We start from the raw sequence: 20,046 nt of genomic DNA on the forward strand, positions 1-20,046 counted from the left end.
AGATGATGCCCCTGAGACCCGGTCTCGGGGGCGTTCCCAGGGCGAATGTCAGATATCTTCACCCGGAGGGTCCAGCAACCCGCCCGCTTCCAGTAAAGCGCGCTCTGACAACCATGGGTTCAACCGAAGTGCATAGCTCAATGCAGACCGGGCCTCATCCAGACGTTTCAGGCCCAGCAACGACAACGCCCGCCCGCTTAGCGCACCAACGTGGTTCGGAGACAGCTCAATCGCCACGTCAAGGTCTTGCAACGCCGATGCGTAATCCTGTCTGAGATAATTGACGAAGGCACGCTGATTGTAACCCTCGGCATAGTTCGGACAGTATTCAACCAAGGCATTCAGCTCGTTCAACGCGCCGGTCAGGTTCCACCCTTCGCGCATCCCCATTCCACGATCCAACAGCATCTGAGCCCGCGCATCCGGTGCATCAGTCCACAGCTCCCACATCCTGCTTGAAATCACCTGAGCGTCGGCCTGCGACGTCGCCGCCTGTGTCTGGGCGATAAGCGCATCAATATCCGCCCGATGGTCCGGGGACGCCGGGCATCCTTCGGAATTCGCGATAACGGGCAAGACCAAGAACACCACTGAGGCAAAAGCAATCCACTTCATGCGCCAATGATGGAGCGGAATTCGAAACCGTCAACCCTCGGGCTCAATCGCACTCAGCAGACCTGTTTCCTTTACCGCTTCCATCGCGACGAACGTCGATGTGTTCGCAACATGCGGAAGACCCGAGATCTTTTCGGCCAACACTGCCCGGTATTCCGACATCGACCCTGTTCGCACCTTGAGCAGATAGTCGAAATTCGACGCAATCATATGGGCTTGCTCGATCTCGGCTATTCGGCGCACCGCAGCATTGAACTCTCCCAATGCCTTTTCGCGAGTGTCTGACAGACGCACTTCAACAAAGGCGACGTGATCCAACCCCAGCCGGATCGGGTCCAGCATGGCACGATAACCGGTGATGACGCCGTCAGACTCGAGCCGCTTCAATCGCGCCTGAGTCGGTGATTTCGACAACCCGATCCGTCGGGCCAGATCGGCCACGGATATCCGGCCATCCTCGGCTAGAATCGTCAGCAGGGCTTGATCAAACCGATCGAGCCCGGGAAAGTCTTTTCGCATTTCGATTCCTGCAAAATTCGGTTCATTGAACTGTGTAACATAAGATTATGAACGATTGTCCTGAAAATTCACATGTATACTCTTCAAAAATCTGGAGGATACATGTCTCATTCTTTGCGCACCCTTATCGACAACCAGACCTATGCCGATCAGCCTGCCGCACTGGAGGATCTCATTACTCAGGCTGCGCTGGAGCCCAGCGATCGCCAGTCTATCTGCACAGTGGCGGCCAAGCTGGTGCGCGACATCCGATCCAGCACCTCTCCTGGCTTGATGGAAGTGTTTTTAGCGGAATACGGCCTGTCCACTGATGAAGGTGTGGCCCTGATGTGCTTGGCCGAGGCGCTGCTACGCGTCCCGGATGCCGACACGATCGACGCTCTGATCGAGGACAAGATCGCCCCTTCGGACTGGGGCAAACACTTGGGGCAGTCTTCATCCTCCCTGGTCAACGCTTCGACATGGGCTCTGATGCTAACAGGGCGTGTTCTGGACGAAGACAAGTCTTCACCGGTTGGCGCGCTACGCGGAGCGATCAAACGGTTGGGCGAACCTGTGATCCGCACAGCGGTGGGCCGTGCGATGAAAGAGATGGGCCGCCAATTCGTTCTGGGCGAAACCATTCAGGCCGCCATATCGCGCGCCAGCGGGATGGAGGCCAAAGGCTACACCTATTCCTACGATATGCTGGGCGAGGCCGCCCGAACCGATGCCGACGCCGCGCGCTATCACCTGTCTTATTCCCGAGCCATCGCCGCCATTGCCGAGGCCTGCACGCATAATGACATTCGCGCAAACCCTGGCATTTCGGTCAAACTGTCCGCACTGCACCCGCGCTATGAATTGGCGCAGGAACAGCGCGTTATGGAGGAACTGGTTCCGCGTCTACGCTCTCTGGCCCTGCTTGCCAAATCCGCCGGGATGGGGCTGAACATCGACGCGGAAGAAGCCGACCGTCTGTCGTTGTCTCTGCAAGTCATAGAGGCCGTTATGGCCGAACCCGCTCTGGGGGGATGGGATGGGCTCGGTATCGTGGTACAAGCTTACGGCCCTCGCGCCAGTTTGGTGCTGGATACGCTTTACGACATGGCCCAGCGTCACGACCGCAAGCTGATGGTCCGTCTGGTCAAGGGCGCATATTGGGATACCGAGATCAAGCGGGCTCAGGTCGAGGGCGTTGATGGCTTTCCGGTCTTCACGCAAAAAGCCGCGACAGACGTCTCGTATATCGCCAACGCGCGCAAACTGCTGGGTATGACGGACCGAATCTATCCGCAATTCGCCACCCACAATGCACACACGGTTAGCGCCATTCTGCACATGGCCGACGATCAGCCTTTCGAGTTTCAGCGCCTGCACGGGATGGGTGAGACGCTGCACCAGATCGTCAAGGATCAACAAAACACCCGCTGCCGCATCTACGCGCCCGTCGGTGCACATCGCGATCTGCTGGCCTATCTGGTTCGGCGCCTGTTGGAAAACGGCGCTAATTCGTCTTTCGTCAACCAAATCGTCGATGAGGACGTTCCCCCGGAAGAAGTCGCAGCAGACCCGTTCCTGGCAATTCAAAACCCCGCGGCACCACTGCCCACCGGTCCCGAACTGTTCGCTCCTGTGCGTCCGAACTCAAAAGGGTTCGACCTGCAGCACACGCCGACCCTGGACCGCATCGAAGCGGCTCGGGACGCGTTCAGGGCGCATCACTGGTACGCTCAACCACTGCTGTCCGAGACCGCCAGGCCGGAAAAAGACCAGCAGGTGATCAATCCGGCGCAACCGCAAGACCACCCCGGCTCTGTCGCGCCGGCCAGTGCTGAAGATGTCGAACTGGCTTTGGCAACTGCGAACCCATGGCAGGCTTCGGCGCAAGATCGCGCGCATGCTCTGAACGTTGCGGCCGACCTTTACGAGGCGCATTTTGGCGAGTTGTTCGCCCTTTTGGCCCGTGAGGCCGGCAAGTCGTTACCCGATGCGGTTGCCGAACTGCGCGAGGCCGTCGATTTCCTGCGCTATTACGCTGCCAACATTCCTGATGCCAAGCCAGCAGGGGTTTTTACCTGTATCAGTCCGTGGAACTTCCCACTGGCTATCTTCACGGGTCAGATTTCGGCGGCTCTGGCAACTGGAAATGCGGTGTTGGCCAAGCCAGCGCCTCAGACCCCGCTGATCGCGCATCGAGCCGTGCAATTGCTTCACGAGGCTGGCGTGCCACGTGACGTGCTACAATTGCTACCCGGCGGCCCATCGGTGGGCGCCGCTCTGACTTCGGATCCCCGCGTGTCCGGTGTCGCCTTTACCGGCTCGACCGCGACAGCATTGAAAATCCGCGCGACCATGGCCGAAAACCTCCGCCCAGGCACGCCGCTGATCGCGGAAACCGGCGGCCTGAACGCAATGATCGTGGACAGCACAGCCCTGCCAGAACAAGCCGTTCAAGCGGTCATGGAAAGTGCGTTTCAATCTGCAGGGCAACGCTGTTCTGCCTTGCGGTGCCTCTACCTGCAGGAAGACATTGCCGATGACGTCCTGACCATGCTGAAGGGCGCGATGGACGCGTTTCAGGTTGGGAACCCGTGGCTGATTTCGACCGATTGCGGACCGGTTATCGACGAACAGGCTCGTCAGGGCATTTCGGACCACGTTGCCCGGGCGCGGGCCGAGGGCCGGGTGCTCAAAGAGCAACCTCTACCACCCGAAGGCACCTTTGTCGCCCCGACACTGATCGAGGTTCCCGGCATTGCAGCCCTCGAGCGTGAGATATTCGGCCCAGTCCTGCATGTCGCCCGATTCAAGGCACAGCATATCGATCAGGTTATCGCCGATATCAATGCCACTGGCTATGGGCTAACCTTTGGCCTGCACACTCGGATCGACGATCGTGTTCAGCATGTGACCGAGGCGATTCACGCGGGCAATATTTATGTGAACCGCAACCAGATCGGCGCAATCGTCGGATCGCAACCCTTTGGAGGTGAAGGGCTTTCTGGAACAGGCCCTAAAGCTGGCGGACCGAACTACATGAATCGCTTCTGTGCTCCTGACCGGCAGGCGGCCAAGGACCAGTGGAGCGGTACGATGGCTGCGCTTCCCGTGCCCGAAGGTCAAGCAGCTGCTGTCCGGACCCAATCCCTGCCCGGCCCGACCGGTGAGTCAAATCGCCTGAGTGAGTTTCCTCGACTGCCCCTTCTATGTATGGGGCCGGGGGAAGACGCCGCTCGAGCGCAGGCGGATGCAGTGAAAGCTTTGGGTGGAACAACCCTTCTCGCAACCGGAAATCTTGACCTGCATCGGTTAGAGAACCTGGATGGAATATCCGGCGTCCTGTGGTGGGGTGACGAAGACACCGCGCGTGAAATTGAACAGCATCTGGCTCGCCGGGACGGTCCCATTCTTCCGCTAATCCCCGGCAAACCGGACCGTGCACGTGTATTGGGAGAGCGCCACGTCTGTGTCGACACTACGGCTGCGGGCGGCAATGCTGCACTTTTGGGAGGTGCGGCATAACCTGACCTTGACGCTGGGCCATGAAAAGCCCAGCGTCGCGCCATGTTTCCAATCCGCGATCATAACCCTTCGGGGCGTACACCTTTTGTCGTCTACGCGTTGATGGCGGCGAATATCCTGATCTTCCTCAGCTACGTGGGGATCATGGACGACGCGCAACTGATCAATCGCCTCTATTTCGACTACGCGATCATTCCTGCGCGGATTTCCGACGGGTTCGCACTCGAGACGCTGGTCACATCGATGTTCCTTCACGGCGGCTGGATGCACCTTGCCGGGAACATGCTGTTTTTGTGGATTTTCGGCGACAATCTGGAAGACGAGATGGGCCACCTGCCCTTTTTATTGTTTTATCTAGTTGCCGGTGTCGGCGCAGGTTTGATCCATGTAGTGACCGCTCCGGGCTCGGGTGTGCCCACAATCGGCGCCTCCGGTGCAATCGCTGGTATCATGGGAGGGTACTTGCTGCTGTTCCCGCGCGCCCGTGTGGACATTCTGCTGATTTTGATCGTGTATTTCCGTGTCTTCACGATACCGGCCTTTGTCATGTTGGGCGTCTGGCTGGGATTTCAGTTTCTGGGCAGCCTGGCCAGCAACCCGGACGAAGGTGGTGTGGCTTATTGGGCGCACACAGGCGGTTTCGTGGTCGGCCTGATCCTGTGCATTCCGCTTTGGCTGAAACGCGGAGGGATAAGGTTCTGGAACCGCACCCACGGCCACCCGCCGCATCCAGAGCATAAGTACAAACTCTCGGCGTCGCGTATCCCTAAAGTGCCGCGTCGGTAAGGTGTTTAATCCGGGCTTTGCCCACCACTGAGGTGGGTGATTTCCTGCGCGGCCTGCATGACCAGAGCGGCCAGTTCTGGCGCCCGCGCTTCATTGAACCGAACGGTCGGGCCGGACACAGATACACCCGCGCACGGTTCCGACCGACTGTTGTAGATCGCGGCACCAATGCATGACATACCCTCATACCGCTCTTCCCGGTCATGAGACCAACCACGTTTTCGGGTTGACGAAAGATCATCCAATAAACCTGAATCTGGCAATCGTGTGTGTTCGGTAAAGGCAATCGGATCCATTGCTTTCAGAACCTTGGCCAAAGCAGCCTCGCTCATTGCGGCCAGAATCGCTTTGCCCGTACCCGAGGCGTACATTGGCGTCCTTGCACCAGGCGGAAAGAATGCCCGGATCGGGTTGAGGGTTTCGACCTGCCCGACAAAGACGACCTCGGCCCCGTCCGGTACGGCCAGATTGGCCGTCTCTCCGCTGTCCTGCATTAACCTGCGCAGAATTGGCCGGCCGATCTCCAAAACGCTACTGCGGCGCAGAAATGTTGCGCCGGTTCGGTACGCCTCGATCCCAATCAGCCACTCCTGCCGTTCTTCGTCAAAGGTTACAAACCCGTGCTTTTGCAGCGTCACGAGGATGCGATGCGTGGTGGCTGTTGGCACGCCTATTTCGCGCGCCAGATCGCTGAGTGTCGCCCTTTCAAGCCGGGCAATCGACGTGAGCACGCCTAATGCCCTGTCCAGCGATTGCATCGTCCCGGCCGAACTTTCCTTGAACAAAGACTTGGGTCTGCCGCGCGGTCTTTTCTGAGTCTCCATAATGATACTTCCTGACGTATTCGGCCCGCCCTGCTTCAGGCTCATTAGACCAGTGTTTTTCACATGCTAAACTGAGAAACTGAATTCGGTTATTTTTCAGTGCCTTACTTATTTAATCTCATAAATGAAAATATTTTTCAAGAAAATTGCACTAAAGGTGAAGACGAGCGACACTTATGTCCAAAGCGGAGGACATGATGATGTCAAACCAGAACCCGGTCTTTATTCCAGGCCCTACTAACATTCCCGACCGACTGCGCCTTGCCATGCAGGTCCAAACGCAGGATCACCGTGCGCCGGACTTTGTAGAAACCTTTGCGCCGGTGCTTGAAGACACCAAGAAGGTGTTTGGCACAACCAAAGGCCAGATCGTGACCTTCCCCGCTAGCGGGACCGGTGGATGGGAAGCAGCCGTAACCAATACGCTCAGCCCTGGCGACAAGGTTCTTGTCGGCCGCTATGGCGTTTTCAGCCATCGCTGGATCGATCTTTGCCAGCGGCATGGTCTGGACGTGCAGATCATTGATTGCCCGTGGGGCAGCGGTGCACCAGCCGACAAGTTTCAGGAAATTCTGGCCGCCGATACGGCCCACACGATCCGCGCCGTTCTGGTGACTCATAACGAAACGGCAACGGGCGTGCGGTCAGATATCGGTGCTGTTCGGCAAGCCATGGATGCCGCAGATCACCCCGCGATGATGTATGTGGACTGCGTCAGCTCTCTGGCATCAATGCCGTTTGAGTTTGATCGCTGGGGCGTCGACATAGCCGTATCGGGTTCGCAAAAAGGGTTCATGTTGGCGACTGGTATGGCGATCCTGTGCGTCAGCCCTAAGGCGCTGGAGGCAACAAAGACAGCCAAACTGTCCCGCACATTCTTTGATTTCAAGGACATGATGGCAGCCAATGCCTCCGGAGGGTTCCCCTACACCCCGCCGCTGCAACTGATTTATGGCATGCGCGAGAGCCTGAAGATGCTGTTCGAGGAAGGCCTCGACAACGTTTATGCCCGCCACTTCCGCCTCGCCGAAGGTGTGCGCCGGGCGGTTGACGCTTGGGGTCTGCAACTGGTCGCACAGTCACCCGACCTCTATTCGGACACCGTCAGCGCAATCTATGTGCCCGAAGGGTTCGATAGCAACGCCCTGACGGAACACGTATTCAATGCATATGGTGTTTCTTTCGGCATCGGGTTGGGACAGCTGAATGGCAAGGCCTTCCGCATTGGCCATTTAGGCAGCCTGACGGACGTGATGGTTCTTTCCGGGCTGGCAACCATCGAGATGGCGATGGCTGACCATGACTATCCCATCAAACTGGGCAGCGGCGTCGCGGCGGCGCAGGACTATTTCCGCACCGGGTCGTCCGGTCGCGCTCAGGCAGCCGCATAAGGAGGGCATGGATGTTGGATCAAATCACAGCCGCCGACCTGACAATTGACGACATGCGCACGGCGCATGAGCGGATCAAACCCTATATCCGTCGAACGCCGGTTATGACGTCGGATTATCTCAACGATCTGACCGGCGCTCAGTTGTTCTTCAAATGTGAGAACTTTCAGGAGGCAGGCGCGTTCAAAGTACGCGGAGCCTGTAATGCGGTGTTCGGTTTGCCCGAAGACATGATGGAAAAAGGCGTCTGCACGCACTCCAGCGGCAACCACGCTCTATCTCTGTCTTACGCCGCAGGCCGTCGCGGCATTCCGTGCAACGTGGTCATGCCACGCACGGCACCACAGGCAAAGAAAGACGCCGTGCGCCGCTATGGCGGAACGATAACCGAATGTGAACCCTCAACATCGTCCCGTGAAGCGACCTTTGCCGAAGTACAGGCGCGCACCGGCGGCGAGTTCGTGCACCCCTACAATGATCTCCGCGTGATAGCCGGTCAGGCCACCTGTTCGGCAGAGCTGCTGGAACAAACCGACGGTATCGACGCAGTAATCGCGCCGATTGGCGGCGGCGGCATGGCGTCAGGCACCTGCCTGACGGTCTCCAATCTGGCACCGCAAACTGCGATATATGCGGCTGAACCGGAACAGGCTGACGATGCCTATCGCTCGTTCAAAGCAGGCCATATCATCGCAGATGATGCGCCCAAGACGATTGCAGACGGGCTGTTGGTTCCGCTCAAGGAAAACACCTGGCATTTCGTTTCGAACCATGTGACCGATATCTTCACGGCGTCCGACGCCGAGATCATCGAAGCGATGAAACTGACCTGGAAGTACCTGCGGGTGGTGATGGAGCCATCTTCGGCGGTACCGTTGGCAACAATTCTCAAAAACCCCGACGTGTTTCGGGGAAAGCGCGTCGGCGTAATCGTCACCGGCGGCAATGTGGATCTGGACAAACTACCCTGGCTGAAAGGGTAAGGAGGATTAGGATGAACAAACCTGTGAACATTGATCAATTGGAAGTCGGCTTTGATATCCCTGCTGCAATCGGCATGGATGAGTCCGAAATTCAGACGCCCTGCCTGATCCTCGATCTGGACGCGCTGGAGCGCAACATTAAGAAGATGGGCGACTACGCCAAAGCGCACGGAATGCGTCATCGCGTTCATGGCAAGATGCACAAATCCGTGGATGTGGCCAAACTTCAGGAAGAACTGGGCGGCTCTGTCGGCGTTTGCTGTCAGAAAGTGTCCGAAGCCGAGGTATTTGCTCGCGGTGGCATCAAGGACATCCTCGTGTCGAACCAGGTGCGCGACCCGGCCAAGATCGACCGCCTTGCACGCCTGCCCAAGCTGGGCGCCCGCACGATTGTCTGTGTCGACGACATAGAGAATGTAGAGGACCTGTCAGCGGCAGCGCAAAACCACGGGACCGAGTTGGAGGTATTCATCGAGATTGATTGCGGTGCGGGTCGGTGCGGCGTCACGACGACCCCCGATGTAGTCGCGATCGCCAAAGCGGTAGAGGCTGCGCCAAATCTGAAATTCACCGGAATCCAAGCCTATCAGGGCGCGATGCAGCATCTCGACACCTACGAGGCGCGCAAGGAAAAACTGGATACCGCCATTGCGATGGTTAAAGACGCCGTTGATGGCCTGAAAGCCGAAGGCATCGATTGCGAGCTGGTATCCGGCGGCGGCACCGGGTCGTATTATTTCGAAAGCAACTCGGGCGTTTACAATGAATTGCAATGCGGATCCTACGCCTTCATGGACGCTGACTATGGTCGCATTCTGGATAAAGACGGCAATCGCATCGATCAGGGCGAATGGGAAAATGCGCTGTTTATCCTGACCAGCGTCATGAGCCATGCCAAGGCCGATAAGGCCATCTGCGATGCAGGCCTCAAGGCGCAATCGGTCGATAGCGGGCTGCCGTTCATCTACGGGCGCGATGATGTGGAATACCTCAAATGTTCCGATGAGCACGGCGTGATCGGCGATCCTGACGGTGTGCTCAAGGTGAATGACAAGCTGCGGCTGGTGCCGGGGCACTGTGATCCCACCTGCAATGTCCACGACTGGTATGTGGGCGTCCGGAACGGGAAGGTCGAAGCCCTGTGGCCTGTCTCGGCACGCGGAAAGGCATATTGAGAGATGAGGGATGCCATGAACACCCAAGATGGCCTGCTGATTGTGGGCGAAGACCTCTGCCAACAGCTGGTCGGTCGGGAACAAGCTTTTGATGCCGTGCAATCCGTCTTTGGCGCTATGGCCAGCGGCGGGGCGCGCAACTTTCCGGTCGTCCGCGAGGCACTAGGTTATGCAGATGCCCTTTACGGCTTCAAGTCCGGGTTTGACCGCGACGGTCAGATTCTGGGTGTGAAATCCGGCGGGTACTGGCCCGGAAATGCCGACAAGGGGCTGACAAACCATCAATCCACGGTGTTTCTGTTTGATCCGGACACGGGCCAATTGTCCGCTCTGGTCGGCGGAAACTACCTGACCGCTTTACGCACGGCGGCTTCTTCGGCGGTTTCGATTGCGCATCTGGCTCGCAAAGACGCCAAGGTGCTGGGCATGGTCGGAGCCGGGCACCAATCTACGTTCCAACTGCGGGCCGCTGCCGAGCAGCGCACGTTCGAGAAAGTCGTGGCCTGGAACCCGCATCCTGACATGCTTCCCCGACTGGCGGCGGTCGCCGAAGAGATCGGTCTAGAATTCGAAGCCGTGAGCCAGCAGGAACTGGGCGCGCAGGCCGATGTGATCATCACAATCACATCGGCGTTTGAGCCGCTTTTGATGAAAGATTGGATCAAACCCGGCACGCATCTGGCCTGCATGGGCACAGACACCAAAGGCAAGATGGAGGTCGACCCAGCCCTTGTCGCCGCGGCCACTGTGTTCACCGACGAGGTAGCGCAATCCGTCACCATTGGTGAGGCGCAACACGCGGTGGGCTCAGGCGATCTTTCTGCGGACGAGATCACTTCAATTGGCGCTGTCATCAATGGAGATCATGCTGGGCGCACCAGTGAAACAGAGGTCACATTGTTTGATGGGACCGGTGTGGGCCTTCAAGACCTTGCCGTTGCGTCCGTGGCCGCCCAACTGGCGGATGAGGCGGGGCTGGCGCAACGCGCGACCCTCTGAAACTAAAAAGCGCGCCTCGTTGGGGCGCGCTTGTTCATTACGTGTATCTGGATGTCAGCCCCGGATGACTTTGGCAAAGGTGTCAAAAATCGGCTCGTTGGCGCAGATCACCTCGCCGTCTTCCAACACGCTGCCTTCGGGGTTGAGCGGTTGCACGAAACCACCCGCCTCTTTGACAATTATGATACCGGCGGCCAAGTCCCAGGCATTCAAACGGCGTTCCCAGAAGCCTTCGTAACGACCCGCAGCGACATAAGCCATGTCCAAAGCAGCAGCACCCCACCGGCGCACCCCTGCACATGCAGGCATCAGGCGCGCCAGATCCTGCAGCGTAGCTGGCAGGTCGGCCCGGCCGCCAAACGGCAAACCCGTCGAGAAAATGGACTCGATCATGCGGTGACGGCCAGAAACCCGGATACGCATGTCGTTCATCCACGCGCCCTCGCCCTTTTCAGCAAAGAACATCTCGTCCTTGGCCGGGTCATAAATCACACCGGCGACGATCTTGCCCTTGTGCTCCAGCGCAATTGAAACCGCCCAATGCGGAAGGCCGTGCAGGAAGTTCGTGGTTCCGTCCAGCGGGTCTACGATCCAGCGGCGGGTCGGGTCTTCGCCGTCCTGACCACCACCTTCTTCGCCAAGCCAACCATAGGTCGGACGGGCACCCAGCAGTTCCTCTTTCAGGATATTCTCGGCTGCAATATCGGCCTTGGAAACAAAGTCACCGGCACCTTTCATCGACACCTGCAGGTTCTCGACTTCACGGAAGTCCTTGACCAAAGACCGCCCCGCTTTACGCGCGGCTTTCATCATGATGTTGAGATTTGCACTGCCAACCATTGTCAAAAGGCTCCTGTCCGGTCAAACCGCGCGTATACTGGTGCATTGCGCCCTTGCCAAGAGGAATGATGTGCATAACAGCCCCGCGTATAGCGCCCTGCCCTGATCCTATTGCGCCTGCAGCTTGCGCGCCTCGGATCGGGCCAGTTTTACCAGCTCTTGCACAAAGGGTTTTTCAAGGTCTTCGGTCCGGACGGCGGCGTACAACCTGCGGGTAATTCCCTCTTTTGTAAGCGGGCGGGTGACATAGTCCGAGCTGTATTTGACTTCTCGCACGACCCAATCCGGGAGGACCGAGATCCCCCTGTTCGAAGCAACAAGCAGCAAGATCACTGCGGTCAACTCAACCTGCCGGATTGACGCGGGCTCGACGCGAGCGGGGATCAACAACTGGCTGAACACATCCAGACGTGTCCGCTCAACCGGATAGGTGATCAGTGTTTGACCTCGGAAGTCCTCGGCCTCGATAAAGGATTTATCGGCCAGCGGATGAGTCGAAGCGGCCACGAACACGGCGTTATAGTCAAAAAGCTCGACAAACTCGACACCGGGTAAATCCTCAGGGTCCGATGAGACGACCAGATCCACTTCTTCCTTCTGAAGCGCGGGCAAGGCGTCAAACGCCAAGCCGGGGCGAATGTCGACATCCACGTCGGACCAGGATTTGCGGAACGATTCCAGCACCGGGAACAGCCACTCGAAACAGGCATGACATTCAATGGCGATATGCATCCGCCCTGTCCGCCCATCACGAAGTGACGAAAACTCATCCTGCATCGCTTCGACCTGAGGTAGAATCTGTTCGGCCAGTCGCAAAAGGCGCAAACCGGCAGCGGACAGTTTCATCGGCTTGGACCTGCGCAGGAACAGCTCGACTCCGGCCTGATCTTCCAAGCCTTTGATCTGATGGCTCAATGCCGATTGCGTTATGTTCAGCTGGTCCGCTGCACGGGCCAAACCGCCACATTCGTGGATAGCTTTGATGGTACGAAGGTGGCGGAATTCGATATGCATTTCTCACGTAGCTCATGTTGTTCTTGAATAATATGAGTTTGTCTCACAATGCATAGAGTGTCACAAGGGAATAGTTCTGTTGTTGAAGAGGCACCGATGACTAAGCCCGAAATTTCCTTCGAGTTCTTCCCGCCCAAGTCGCTGGAGGCGTCATTCCGCCTTTGGGATACGGTTCAAACGCTTGCCCCGTTAGAGCCCCGGTTTGTTTCCGTGACCTACGGCGCAGGTGGTACAACGCGCGAACTGACACGAGACGCAGTCGCCACGCTCCATAAATCCTCGGGATTGCCAGTCGCGGCCCATCTGACCTGCGTCGACGCCTCGCGTCAGGAAACGCTGGAAATCGCCGATACGTTCGCTCGAGCTGGCGTTCAGGATATCGTCGCTCTGCGAGGTGATCCGCCATCAGGGCAGGATCGCTTTGAGCCGCATCCTGAAGGATTTTCAAACTCGGTCGAACTGATTTCCGCGTTGGCTGAAACCGAAATGTTCAGCATTCGGGTCGGCGCCTATCCCGATATTCACCCCGAGGCCCAAAACTCGCGCACCGACATTGATTGGCTGAAGGCTAAGCTGGATGCAGGTGCAGACGAGGCATTGACGCAGTTCTTCTTCGAGGCCGAGACGTTTTTTCGGTTCCGTGATGCCTGTGCCAAAGCCGGAATCGACAAACCCATCGTGCCGGGCATTCTGCCGATCGAAAACTGGAAGGGCGCGCGCAAGTTTGCAGAACGCTGCGGCACGCGTATTCCGACTTGGGTGGACCAGGCATTCGAAAAAGCCGTGCGAGATGACCGTGAAGACCTATTGGCCACTGCGATATGCACCGAGCTGTGTTCGGATCTGATTGAAGGCGGCGTCGACAAGCTGCATTTCTACACGCTCAATCGCCCCGAACTGACGCGCGATGTGTGTTTTGCGCTGGGGATCACTCCGCGGGCTGATTTGCAGAACGTGGCCTGACCCGAATTCCGGCCTCCAATACTCGACGCCCCGCTCAATCTTGTTTTGATCGGGGCGTTTTCAGTGCGGAATGTGGCGGAACTGAATCCTCATCGGTGCAAGGATACTGGGCAACAATTTCGGATCGCCTTGCCGGACTGTTAACTCAAAACACGCTAATACCCAGAAAAATTTGACAAAAAAGTGACTGTTCGCAAAGTGGAGTGAGTGTAGTTTTTAACGAGTTTTGTGAGTATGGAGCCAGTAAACAGGATCAGGGCTCGGGCCGAAGCGTTGCAAGAGCTGGGCCTCAACCAAAGCGCCAGTGCCGACGATATTCGTGAGGCATGGCGAAATGTGGCCTTTCATGCCCACCCTGATCACACCGGAGGCGACTATTCCGGATTTTCGCGCGCGAAATCTGCATATGATTTTCTGCGACAAGAGGGCCTGGCGGGCAAAAACCGTTCCGGGACCGCAAAGCCGCGCCGTCCGAAATTGCGAAAACGAGTGGTCGAGTTGACGGACGACGTTCTCGAGGCGTGCCGGGATCTATTGAACCCGGATCACGCGCTGTTGGATCATTCAACGCTGGGCGGTGCGACAGATGATTCTAACAGCTCAGACACTGATCCGGTCGCGGATCACGTGCCTGACGCAGTTGGCTGTTTCGGCCGGGATCTGACTTATTTTGTAAAGACACCTGTCTGCACGGGTCCCAATCGCGTGGCGTTGCCGACCTCGGTTCTGGCAGATTCGCGAAAGACAGGGGCAGAAATTCTGACGTTTGAATCAAAGAACTCGGGGCAAGGCGAAGTTGTTGTTCCGGATACGATCCGGGAACGGAAATTTCCCGGTGCTCGCAGCGTTAAAATCAAATTCAAAGCGAACCAGCAGATGCGAGATGACTACTGGCTTGCCAGTTGAAGGGGGTTGTGCCCATCTGCCGCTAAGGCCCGGCTGAATTCAGCCGGGCTTTTTTGTCTGGCATCGCGTTAGTTGGCGATTGGGCCTTCCGAGGTGAATTTCGGGATTACGCTGGTCGAAGCAGCATCAGGTTCGATCCCCGGCCAGTTTCCTTCAGCCAGATTGATGTTGCCTGGGACGTCTTCCTCCCAGAACCCCACCACCACGTCGGTAATGTTCAGGTACAACTTGTCATCAACGATCCGCCACAGGTTCGGGTTGGCTGGGACTTTACCGCCGCGCGAAACGCCATAGGCGCAATGGCCGTCATATTGCGGAGCGTAGTACGCAGGATTTTCCAAGAATTTGTCTCGGTTTTCTTCAGTCGCAAAAGCCCAGGTGGCACCATTGTAATCTGCGGTGATATTGGAATGACCACGGACTGGAGCAGGCTGCGTCTGGCCGACTGCCACCTGATCAAGGCCGCGATAAGCGACAACATCATAGCCTGATACGGCAAAGCCCGTGCCGTCGATGTATTGATCTCCGGCAAAGGCAGGAACGGCTAGGGCCAGAGCCGCCGCAAAGGTCAGGGCAAATCGTTTCATGTGGTCGATCCTTTTGTCTCAACTGTGTCTGGGGCGCCGTTGTGGCGGGACTGGCAAGACAATATGCGATTTTGGATCACTTCGTAGTACCGCTCGCGGTGGTGTGACATCCCACGAAGAAACGTGAGGCCTGTGCCCGGTATTGTTACAAAATCAGTTCCCCATCCGGGGTTGGACTTTATCTTTTGCAATATTAGCTGTGCATGCAGCCGCCGCATGGTTCGGCACTGATACGAAAGGCAGAAGATGAGCGAACAATCCACCTATACTCCCCCGAAGGTCTGGACTTGGGACAGCGAAAGCGGCGGGCGCTTTGCCAATATCAACCGGCCCATTGCAGGCGCCACTCATGACAAGGACTTGCCTGTCGGTCAGCACCCTCTGCAATTGTACTCGCTCGCGACACCCAACGGCGTCAAGGTGACGGTCATGCTGGAAGAGCTGCTGGCCCTTGGGCATAAGGACGCCGAGTACAACGCCTGGCTAATCAATATCGGCGACGGCGATCAGTTCGGATCGGGTTTTGTGGGCGCCAATCCCAACTCCAAAATCCCGGCCCTTTGGGACCGGTCGGGTGAGAAACCGGTTCGCGTGTTCGAAAGCGCTTCGATCCTGTTTCATCTTGCCGAAAAGTTCGATGCGTTCCTGCCTAAGGATGGCCCCAAGCGCACAGAGGTGATGAACTGGGTTTTCTGGCAGATGGGCAGCGCGCCCTATCTGGGCGGTGGATTTGGTCATTTCTACGCCTATGCGCCCGAAAAATGGCAGTATCCAATTGACCGTTTCGCGATGGAAGCAAAGCGTCAGCTGGACGTGCTGGATCGAGAGCTGGCCGAAAAGACCTTTATCGCGGGCGAAGATTACTCCATTGCCGATATGGCGATCTGGCCTTGGTATGGGCAGCTGGCACTTGGCCGTCTTTACGACGCGGCAGAGTTCCTGGATGTCGATTCCTACAAGAATGTTGTGCGCTGGGCCAAAGAGGTCGACGCCCGTCCCGCCGTTCAGCGCGGTCGTATGGTCAACCGTTCCTTTGGCGAACCCCACACGCAATTGCATGAACGCCATGACGCCAGCGATTTTGAAACCCGCACTCAGGACAAGCTTGAACCGGCTGACTGAACAGCAGAGTTGACTACCTGAGAACTGGGGGCCGTTCCGGATCACTGCCTGGGGCGGCCCTTTCTACATTTGGCGCCTGGGGCTGCGGCAAGTCAAACCGCAGGCCCACTTTTGCCAACGCTGCAGTCGTCAGATCTTCGGGCTCGAAGAAACCGACATCCAGCGCTCCGGCCTCGATTCCCGAAAATGTCACGGCCTCGGACACCGCCTGGGCTAGTGCCGGTTTTGCGCCTTCCACGGCTGAAACAAACCCAAGCAAATGGCCGTGGCCGCCGTCTTCGGATTTTGTACCGACAAGAAAGGCAGCGGTCGCCAGACCTGCGGCCGTTGCGAGTTTGACGTCCAATGCCGACAGCAGATTGTCGGGCAAGCCCGCCGGTGACAGGAATTCTGCAACGCGCTGTCGTATTTCCTCGGGCCCATGCTGCAATGTATCCGACAGCCAGCCCAAAGCCTCGGCAGGGATCAACATCGACGACGGCGCCGCATCCAGATTCAAGCCTAAGCCGACGCCCTGCCCGGATAGCATTGACGACAGAACCCGCCCGGAGAGGGCCACGTAAGGAACCGGACGACCGGCGAATTGAGCCAGTCGTTCCTCAAGGTCGAAGGCCAGAACAAAACGGCCATCGGCGACATCGAACAACTCGGGCGTGATGTTTTCATCCTGCGCCTCTTCGGCGAGCATCAGGAACAATTCACTGTCGGCCAGACGCTCAAAAAAACGCAATCGGGCCGCATCATCTTGTGGATCCGCCTGCATTGCGGCGTGTGCGGCATCCAGGGCCGTGGCATCAGTCATTCAGCACCTCTTGCACCCGGGCACGCAGAACCGGCACCAATTCGGCCTCGAACCATGGGTTTTTCTTTAGCCAAGCCGTATTCCTCCAAGACGGATGAGGCAAGGCAAAGACCCGCGGCGCATGGTCCCGCCAATTCCGAACCGTTTCCGTAACCGGTGTTTTCACACAAAGATGGTATTTGTGCGCGTGCCCGCCGACCAGCACGGTCAGCGGCACATCCCCCAATTCCTCCATCACTCGGTTGTGCCAGGTGCGACGGCACAAAGACGGGGGTGGCAGATCCGCATTGCGTTCATTGTAGCCAGGGAAGCAAAACGCCATTGGCACGATCGAGACCACCGACCGGTCATAGAACCCGGCCTCGTCCAGCCCAAGCCACGCCCGTAATCGGTCGCCCGAGGGGTCGGTAAAAGGTCGTCCGGACTCGTGCACCCGCGCACCGGGCGCCTGACCCGCGATCAGGATGCGTGCCCCTGAGCGGAACCAGACAACGGGTCGCGGCTGATGCGCGGTCGCAGTTTTCGCAAACCTGTCGGCGCACAGTTGGCAGGCCTCAATTTCCCGGTGCAGTGAATTCATCCGATCCTTCGACGTTTTATTGAATTTCCAGAAAAGATAGGCATGTTCGGCAATGTGTCCAACACCTGCTATTTGCCTTCAACATCACACATTGCGTGATAACGTCAGCGGATGCATTGATCATTTGTTTCATAATTCGACATAATGTCGCCAATATGGATCGGTAGCACTCATGCATTTCAGCCGACGCAAGACGAAAGACTGAGCAGGTCACAAATGCTGGAATTCGAAAATGTCAGCAAATCCTTCTGGACCGGGACGCGCCGCAAGGTGATCCTGGATCAGGTGTCTTTTCGTGTCGAGCTGGGCAAATCCATTGGTATTCTGGCCCCGAACGGGACGGGTAAAACCACGCTTATCAACATGATGGCCGGGCTGGAAAAACCCGACGAAGGCGTAATCCGCCGCGACTGCCGTGTATCGTTCCCGATGGGGTTCACCGGCGGGGTATCCAAACGCCTGTCCGCATTGGAAAACGCCCGGTACATTGCGAAAATCTACGGTATGGACCCCGACTATGTCGAAGCATATTGCAACTGGCTGTGCAATCTAGGGGAATACTTCAATCAACCTCTGGGCACTTATTCCGCTGGTATGAAGGCCCGGTTCACCTTTGCGCTGATGTTGGCGTTGGATTTCGACATGTACCTGATCGACGAAGGGATGCCCGCGACCACGGATGTCGAGTTCAACAAGAAGGCAGGCGACATTCTGCGTGACCGGCTGCGCACGACGACGCTGGTGATTGTATCCCACAACCCTGCGGTTCTGGAGAAGTTCGCCCGGCAGGCTGCCGTTCTGGTGGACGGACAGCTTTACATGTTTGAAACCTTGGAAGAGGCAAAACAGTTATATGACTACCAAACCCAAGGCTAGGAAATACAACCCAAACCCTAAGCCGCAAGGCAAAGGAACCGCAGACGCGCGCTCTGACGCCATCTCTCGGATTCGGCGCGCGACTCAGGGACAGGCGCAAGAGGCGGCTGAAAATGCGAAACCTTCGACAGATCTGGACGCCATCAAGCGCGAAGGGTTGACCGGTCGCCAATTGCGGGTAGCGCGGCGATTGGCGCAGAAAAACGGACTGGCCGCCACGTCGGACTATGACGCGGTGCGCCTGCTACGCGAAAATGGGATCGATCCGTTTCAGCGTATGAACCTTTTGAACCTTGCGGCCAATGACCAGCCCGCGTCCGAGGCACAGGACAAAGTAAAAGTTCAGCTGCCACAAACGATCCCCAGTAAACCTGAAAACCTGCCCGGTCCGGAGCTTAGCCCGGCACAGCGCCGCGAGTACGAAATCGGACAGATTCAGAAAGACATCGCCCGGCGCAGGCGGCGCAAGCTTTTTGGCCTTTTTGCAAGGCTGGCGGCATTTGTAATGCTGCCGACGCTGATTGTCGGTTTCTATTTCTACCGTGTGGCGACCCCGATGTATGCCAGTGATTCAGAGTTTCTGATCCTTCAGGCGGATGGTGGCCCGGGGTCGATCGGCGGGCTATTGGCAGGCACGCAGTTTGCAACGACGCAGGATTCGATCTCGGTCCAGTCTTTCCTTGAATCAAAGGAGGCGCTTCTGTCTCTGGATCGTGATGCAGGGTTTTCGGATGTGTTCAAGCAGGACTGGATCGACCCGGTACAGCGGCTTGCTACGGATGCAACGCTGGAAGATGCCTACAAACTCTACAAGCGGAAGGTCACCATCGGTTATGACCCAACCGAAGGCGTAATCCGGATGGAAGTGGCCGCGCCGGACGCCGCCACAGCAACAGTATTCTCTGAAAAACTGATTTCTTACGCCGAGGATCGGGTGAATGCCCTGTCCGAGAAAAAGCGTGAAGATCAGATGCGTGACGCATTAGAAAGTTTCGAGTCCGCGCAAAAAGCCCGCAGGCAGGCACAAGAAGACCTGATCGAGTTGCAATTGCAGGGCGCAATCCTGGACCCGCAGAGCGTCATTGCCAGCCTGCGTGCCCGCATTGACCAGTTTGAATTCGAATTGCAGGACAAAGAACTGCAAATGGCAGCACTTCTGGACAACCTTCGCCCAAACCAGGCCAAAGTCGACGGCGTCAGCCGCGACATTGCCCGGCTTGAGGCGGTCTTGGAAGAGTTGAACGCCGAGATGCTGGACGCCTCTGCCGGCGAAAACTCGCTTGCGCGGTTAAGTGTAGGAATTCAGATGGCGCAGGCCGACTTGGCCGCGCGCGACATGATGCTGCAAACCGCTATGCAGCAAATGGAAGCGACCCGCACCGAGGCCAACCGCAAGGTGCGCTATCTGACCGTGTCTGTGAACCCTGTTCCCAGTGAAGAACCCAGCTATCCGCGGAAGTTCGAAAATACGATTTTGGCATTCCTGTTATTTGCTGGTATCTACCTCATGATCTCGCTTACTGCGTCGGTCCTTCGTGAACAGGTATCCTCGTAAGACTC

Annotated in this window: 19 protein-coding genes; 11 read left to right on the plus strand and 8 right to left on the minus strand. The window is 57.4% G+C overall.

From position 1 onward, the window contains the following. Positions 1-48: 48 nt before the first annotated feature. Together AC2TCY_RS15070 and AC2TCY_RS15075 are read right to left on the minus strand one after the other, a co-directional pair. On the minus strand, positions 49-615 hold the full coding sequence (locus AC2TCY_RS15070; RefSeq protein WP_480848549.1) for a tetratricopeptide repeat protein: 567 nt from the start codon (positions 613-615) through the stop codon (positions 49-51). Positions 616-645: 30 nt separating this feature from the next. Next, on the minus strand, positions 646-1,134 hold the full coding sequence (locus AC2TCY_RS15075; protein WP_480848551.1) for an Lrp/AsnC family transcriptional regulator: 489 nt from the start codon (positions 1,132-1,134) through the stop codon (positions 646-648). A 102-nt stretch (positions 1,135-1,236) separates the two neighbouring features. On the opposite strand from AC2TCY_RS15075, the gene putA reads away from it, so the two are divergent. Both putA and AC2TCY_RS15085 read left to right on the plus strand, forming a co-directional pair. Further along, the gene (gene putA / locus AC2TCY_RS15080; protein WP_480848553.1) at positions 1,237-4,638 is read left to right on the plus strand and encodes a bifunctional proline dehydrogenase/L-glutamate gamma-semialdehyde dehydrogenase PutA; all 3,402 of its coding nucleotides are present in this window, start codon (positions 1,237-1,239) and stop codon (positions 4,636-4,638) included. A 42-nt stretch (positions 4,639-4,680) separates the two neighbouring features. After that, entirely contained in the window at positions 4,681-5,424 is a 744-nt protein-coding gene (locus AC2TCY_RS15085) for a rhomboid family intramembrane serine protease (protein ID WP_480848555.1), read from the plus strand. Between the two features lie 5 nt (positions 5,425-5,429). Here the strand turns inward: AC2TCY_RS15085 and AC2TCY_RS15090 are convergent, their stop codons facing one another. Next, positions 5,430-6,248 carry an IclR family transcriptional regulator gene (locus AC2TCY_RS15090; protein WP_480848557.1) on the minus strand — a complete coding sequence of 273 codons (819 nt, stop codon included), beginning with the start codon at positions 6,246-6,248 and terminating at the stop codon, positions 5,430-5,432. A 200-nt stretch (positions 6,249-6,448) separates the two neighbouring features. Here AC2TCY_RS15090 and bhcA point away from each other — a divergent pair, with 200 nt between their 5' ends. From bhcA to bhcD, 4 genes are read left to right on the plus strand one after another with little or no spacing between them, the layout of a single operon-like run. After that, entirely contained in the window at positions 6,449-7,639 is a 1,191-nt protein-coding gene (gene bhcA / locus AC2TCY_RS15095) for an L-aspartate--glyoxylate aminotransferase BhcA (RefSeq protein ID WP_480848558.1), read from the plus strand. Between the two features lie 11 nt (positions 7,640-7,650). Continuing rightward, complete coding sequence (gene bhcB, locus AC2TCY_RS15100) at positions 7,651-8,622, plus strand: beta-hydroxyaspartate dehydratase BhcB (RefSeq protein WP_480848560.1); 972 nt, start codon at positions 7,651-7,653, stop codon at positions 8,620-8,622. An 11-nt stretch (positions 8,623-8,633) separates the two neighbouring features. Next, positions 8,634-9,797 carry a 3-hydroxy-D-aspartate aldolase BhcC gene (gene bhcC / locus AC2TCY_RS15105; protein ID WP_480848562.1) on the plus strand — a complete coding sequence of 388 codons (1,164 nt, stop codon included), beginning with the start codon at positions 8,634-8,636 and terminating at the stop codon, positions 9,795-9,797. Positions 9,798-9,812: 15 nt separating this feature from the next. Then, on the plus strand, positions 9,813-10,796 hold the full coding sequence (bhcD, locus tag AC2TCY_RS15110) for an iminosuccinate reductase BhcD (protein ID WP_480848564.1): 984 nt from the start codon (positions 9,813-9,815) through the stop codon (positions 10,794-10,796). A gap of 54 nt (positions 10,797-10,850) precedes the next feature. On the opposite strand, the gene AC2TCY_RS15115 is transcribed toward bhcD, so the two are convergent. Both AC2TCY_RS15115 and AC2TCY_RS15120 read right to left on the minus strand, forming a co-directional pair. Beyond that, positions 10,851-11,636 (minus strand): inositol monophosphatase family protein, encoded by a 786-nt coding sequence (locus AC2TCY_RS15115; RefSeq protein ID WP_480848566.1) that lies wholly within the window; start codon positions 11,634-11,636, stop codon positions 10,851-10,853. Positions 11,637-11,744: 108 nt separating this feature from the next. After that, positions 11,745-12,650, minus strand: a complete 906-nt coding sequence (locus tag AC2TCY_RS15120; RefSeq protein WP_480848567.1) for a LysR family transcriptional regulator — start codon at positions 12,648-12,650, stop codon at positions 11,745-11,747. Between the two features lie 96 nt (positions 12,651-12,746). On the opposite strand from AC2TCY_RS15120, the gene metF reads away from it, so the two are divergent. After that, positions 12,747-13,613, plus strand: a complete 867-nt coding sequence (metF, locus tag AC2TCY_RS15125; RefSeq protein WP_480848569.1) for a methylenetetrahydrofolate reductase [NAD(P)H] — start codon at positions 12,747-12,749, stop codon at positions 13,611-13,613. Positions 13,614-13,847: 234 nt separating this feature from the next. After that, complete coding sequence (locus AC2TCY_RS15130; RefSeq protein ID WP_480848571.1) at positions 13,848-14,519, plus strand: J domain-containing protein; 672 nt, start codon at positions 13,848-13,850, stop codon at positions 14,517-14,519. Between the two features lie 68 nt (positions 14,520-14,587). Here AC2TCY_RS15130 and AC2TCY_RS15135 read toward each other — a convergent pair whose 3' ends face one another. Further along, positions 14,588-15,106, minus strand: coding sequence for a YHS domain-containing (seleno)protein (locus AC2TCY_RS15135; RefSeq protein ID WP_480848573.1), 519 nt, complete (start codon positions 15,104-15,106; stop codon positions 14,588-14,590). Positions 15,107-15,352: 246 nt separating this feature from the next. Between AC2TCY_RS15135 and yghU the strand changes: the two genes are divergently transcribed. Next, positions 15,353-16,228: a glutathione-dependent disulfide-bond oxidoreductase gene (gene yghU / locus AC2TCY_RS15140; RefSeq protein ID WP_480848575.1), complete on the plus strand. Its 876-nt coding sequence runs from the start codon at positions 15,353-15,355 to the stop codon at positions 16,226-16,228. 13 nt (positions 16,229-16,241) lie between these two features. On the opposite strand, the gene AC2TCY_RS15145 is transcribed toward yghU, so the two are convergent. Beyond that, complete coding sequence (locus AC2TCY_RS15145; RefSeq protein WP_480848577.1) at positions 16,242-17,030, minus strand: SseB family protein; 789 nt, start codon at positions 17,028-17,030, stop codon at positions 16,242-16,244. Next, positions 17,023-17,610, minus strand: a complete 588-nt coding sequence (locus tag AC2TCY_RS15150) for a uracil-DNA glycosylase family protein (protein WP_480848579.1) — start codon at positions 17,608-17,610, stop codon at positions 17,023-17,025. The genes AC2TCY_RS15145 and AC2TCY_RS15150 overlap by 8 nt, the downstream gene beginning before the upstream one ends. 216 nt (positions 17,611-17,826) lie before the next feature. Here AC2TCY_RS15150 and AC2TCY_RS15155 point away from each other — a divergent pair, with 216 nt between their 5' ends. Next, positions 17,827-18,486 carry an ABC transporter ATP-binding protein gene (locus tag AC2TCY_RS15155; RefSeq protein WP_480848581.1) on the plus strand — a complete coding sequence of 220 codons (660 nt, stop codon included), beginning with the start codon at positions 17,827-17,829 and terminating at the stop codon, positions 18,484-18,486. Next, positions 18,464-20,041, plus strand: a complete 1,578-nt coding sequence (locus tag AC2TCY_RS15160) for a KpsE/RkpR family capsule polysaccharide export protein (RefSeq protein ID WP_480848583.1) — start codon at positions 18,464-18,466, stop codon at positions 20,039-20,041. The genes AC2TCY_RS15155 and AC2TCY_RS15160 overlap by 23 nt, the downstream gene beginning before the upstream one ends. Positions 20,042-20,046: the final 5 nt, after the last annotated feature.

It is taken from the genome of Ruegeria sp. HKCCD7181, assembly GCF_057221055.1.

Excerpts from the sequence above, each read along its gene's own strand:
- AC2TCY_RS15160 (WP_480848583.1), top strand. The coding sequence starts at position 18,464 with ATGACTACCAAACCCAAGGCTAGGAAATACAACCCAAACCCTAAGCCG.
- putA (WP_480848553.1), top strand. The coding sequence starts at position 1,237 with ATGTCTCATTCTTTGCGCACCCTTATCGACAACCAGACCTATGCCGAT.
- AC2TCY_RS15135 (WP_480848573.1), bottom strand. The coding sequence starts at position 15,106 with ATGAAACGATTTGCCCTGACCTTTGCGGCGGCTCTGGCCCTAGCCGTT.
- bhcA (WP_480848558.1), top strand. The coding sequence starts at position 6,449 with ATGTCAAACCAGAACCCGGTCTTTATTCCAGGCCCTACTAACATTCCC.
- bhcC (WP_480848562.1), top strand. The coding sequence starts at position 8,634 with ATGAACAAACCTGTGAACATTGATCAATTGGAAGTCGGCTTTGATATC.
- metF (WP_480848569.1), top strand. The coding sequence starts at position 12,747 with ATGACTAAGCCCGAAATTTCCTTCGAGTTCTTCCCGCCCAAGTCGCTG.
- AC2TCY_RS15150 (WP_480848579.1), bottom strand. The coding sequence starts at position 17,610 with ATGAATTCACTGCACCGGGAAATTGAGGCCTGCCAACTGTGCGCCGAC.
- AC2TCY_RS15090 (WP_480848557.1), bottom strand. The coding sequence starts at position 6,248 with ATGGAGACTCAGAAAAGACCGCGCGGCAGACCCAAGTCTTTGTTCAAG.
- AC2TCY_RS15115 (WP_480848566.1), bottom strand. The coding sequence starts at position 11,636 with ATGGTTGGCAGTGCAAATCTCAACATCATGATGAAAGCCGCGCGTAAA.
- AC2TCY_RS15145 (WP_480848577.1), bottom strand. The coding sequence starts at position 17,030 with ATGACTGATGCCACGGCCCTGGATGCCGCACACGCCGCAATGCAGGCG.
- AC2TCY_RS15085 (WP_480848555.1), top strand. The coding sequence starts at position 4,681 with ATGTTTCCAATCCGCGATCATAACCCTTCGGGGCGTACACCTTTTGTC.
- AC2TCY_RS15130 (WP_480848571.1), top strand. The coding sequence starts at position 13,848 with ATGGAGCCAGTAAACAGGATCAGGGCTCGGGCCGAAGCGTTGCAAGAG.
- AC2TCY_RS15155 (WP_480848581.1), top strand. The coding sequence starts at position 17,827 with ATGCTGGAATTCGAAAATGTCAGCAAATCCTTCTGGACCGGGACGCGC.
- yghU (WP_480848575.1), top strand. The coding sequence starts at position 15,353 with ATGAGCGAACAATCCACCTATACTCCCCCGAAGGTCTGGACTTGGGAC.
- AC2TCY_RS15070 (WP_480848549.1), bottom strand. The coding sequence starts at position 615 with ATGAAGTGGATTGCTTTTGCCTCAGTGGTGTTCTTGGTCTTGCCCGTT.
- AC2TCY_RS15075 (WP_480848551.1), bottom strand. The coding sequence starts at position 1,134 with ATGCGAAAAGACTTTCCCGGGCTCGATCGGTTTGATCAAGCCCTGCTG.
- AC2TCY_RS15120 (WP_480848567.1), bottom strand. The coding sequence starts at position 12,650 with ATGCATATCGAATTCCGCCACCTTCGTACCATCAAAGCTATCCACGAA.
- bhcD (WP_480848564.1), top strand. The coding sequence starts at position 9,813 with ATGAACACCCAAGATGGCCTGCTGATTGTGGGCGAAGACCTCTGCCAA.
- bhcB (WP_480848560.1), top strand. The coding sequence starts at position 7,651 with ATGTTGGATCAAATCACAGCCGCCGACCTGACAATTGACGACATGCGC.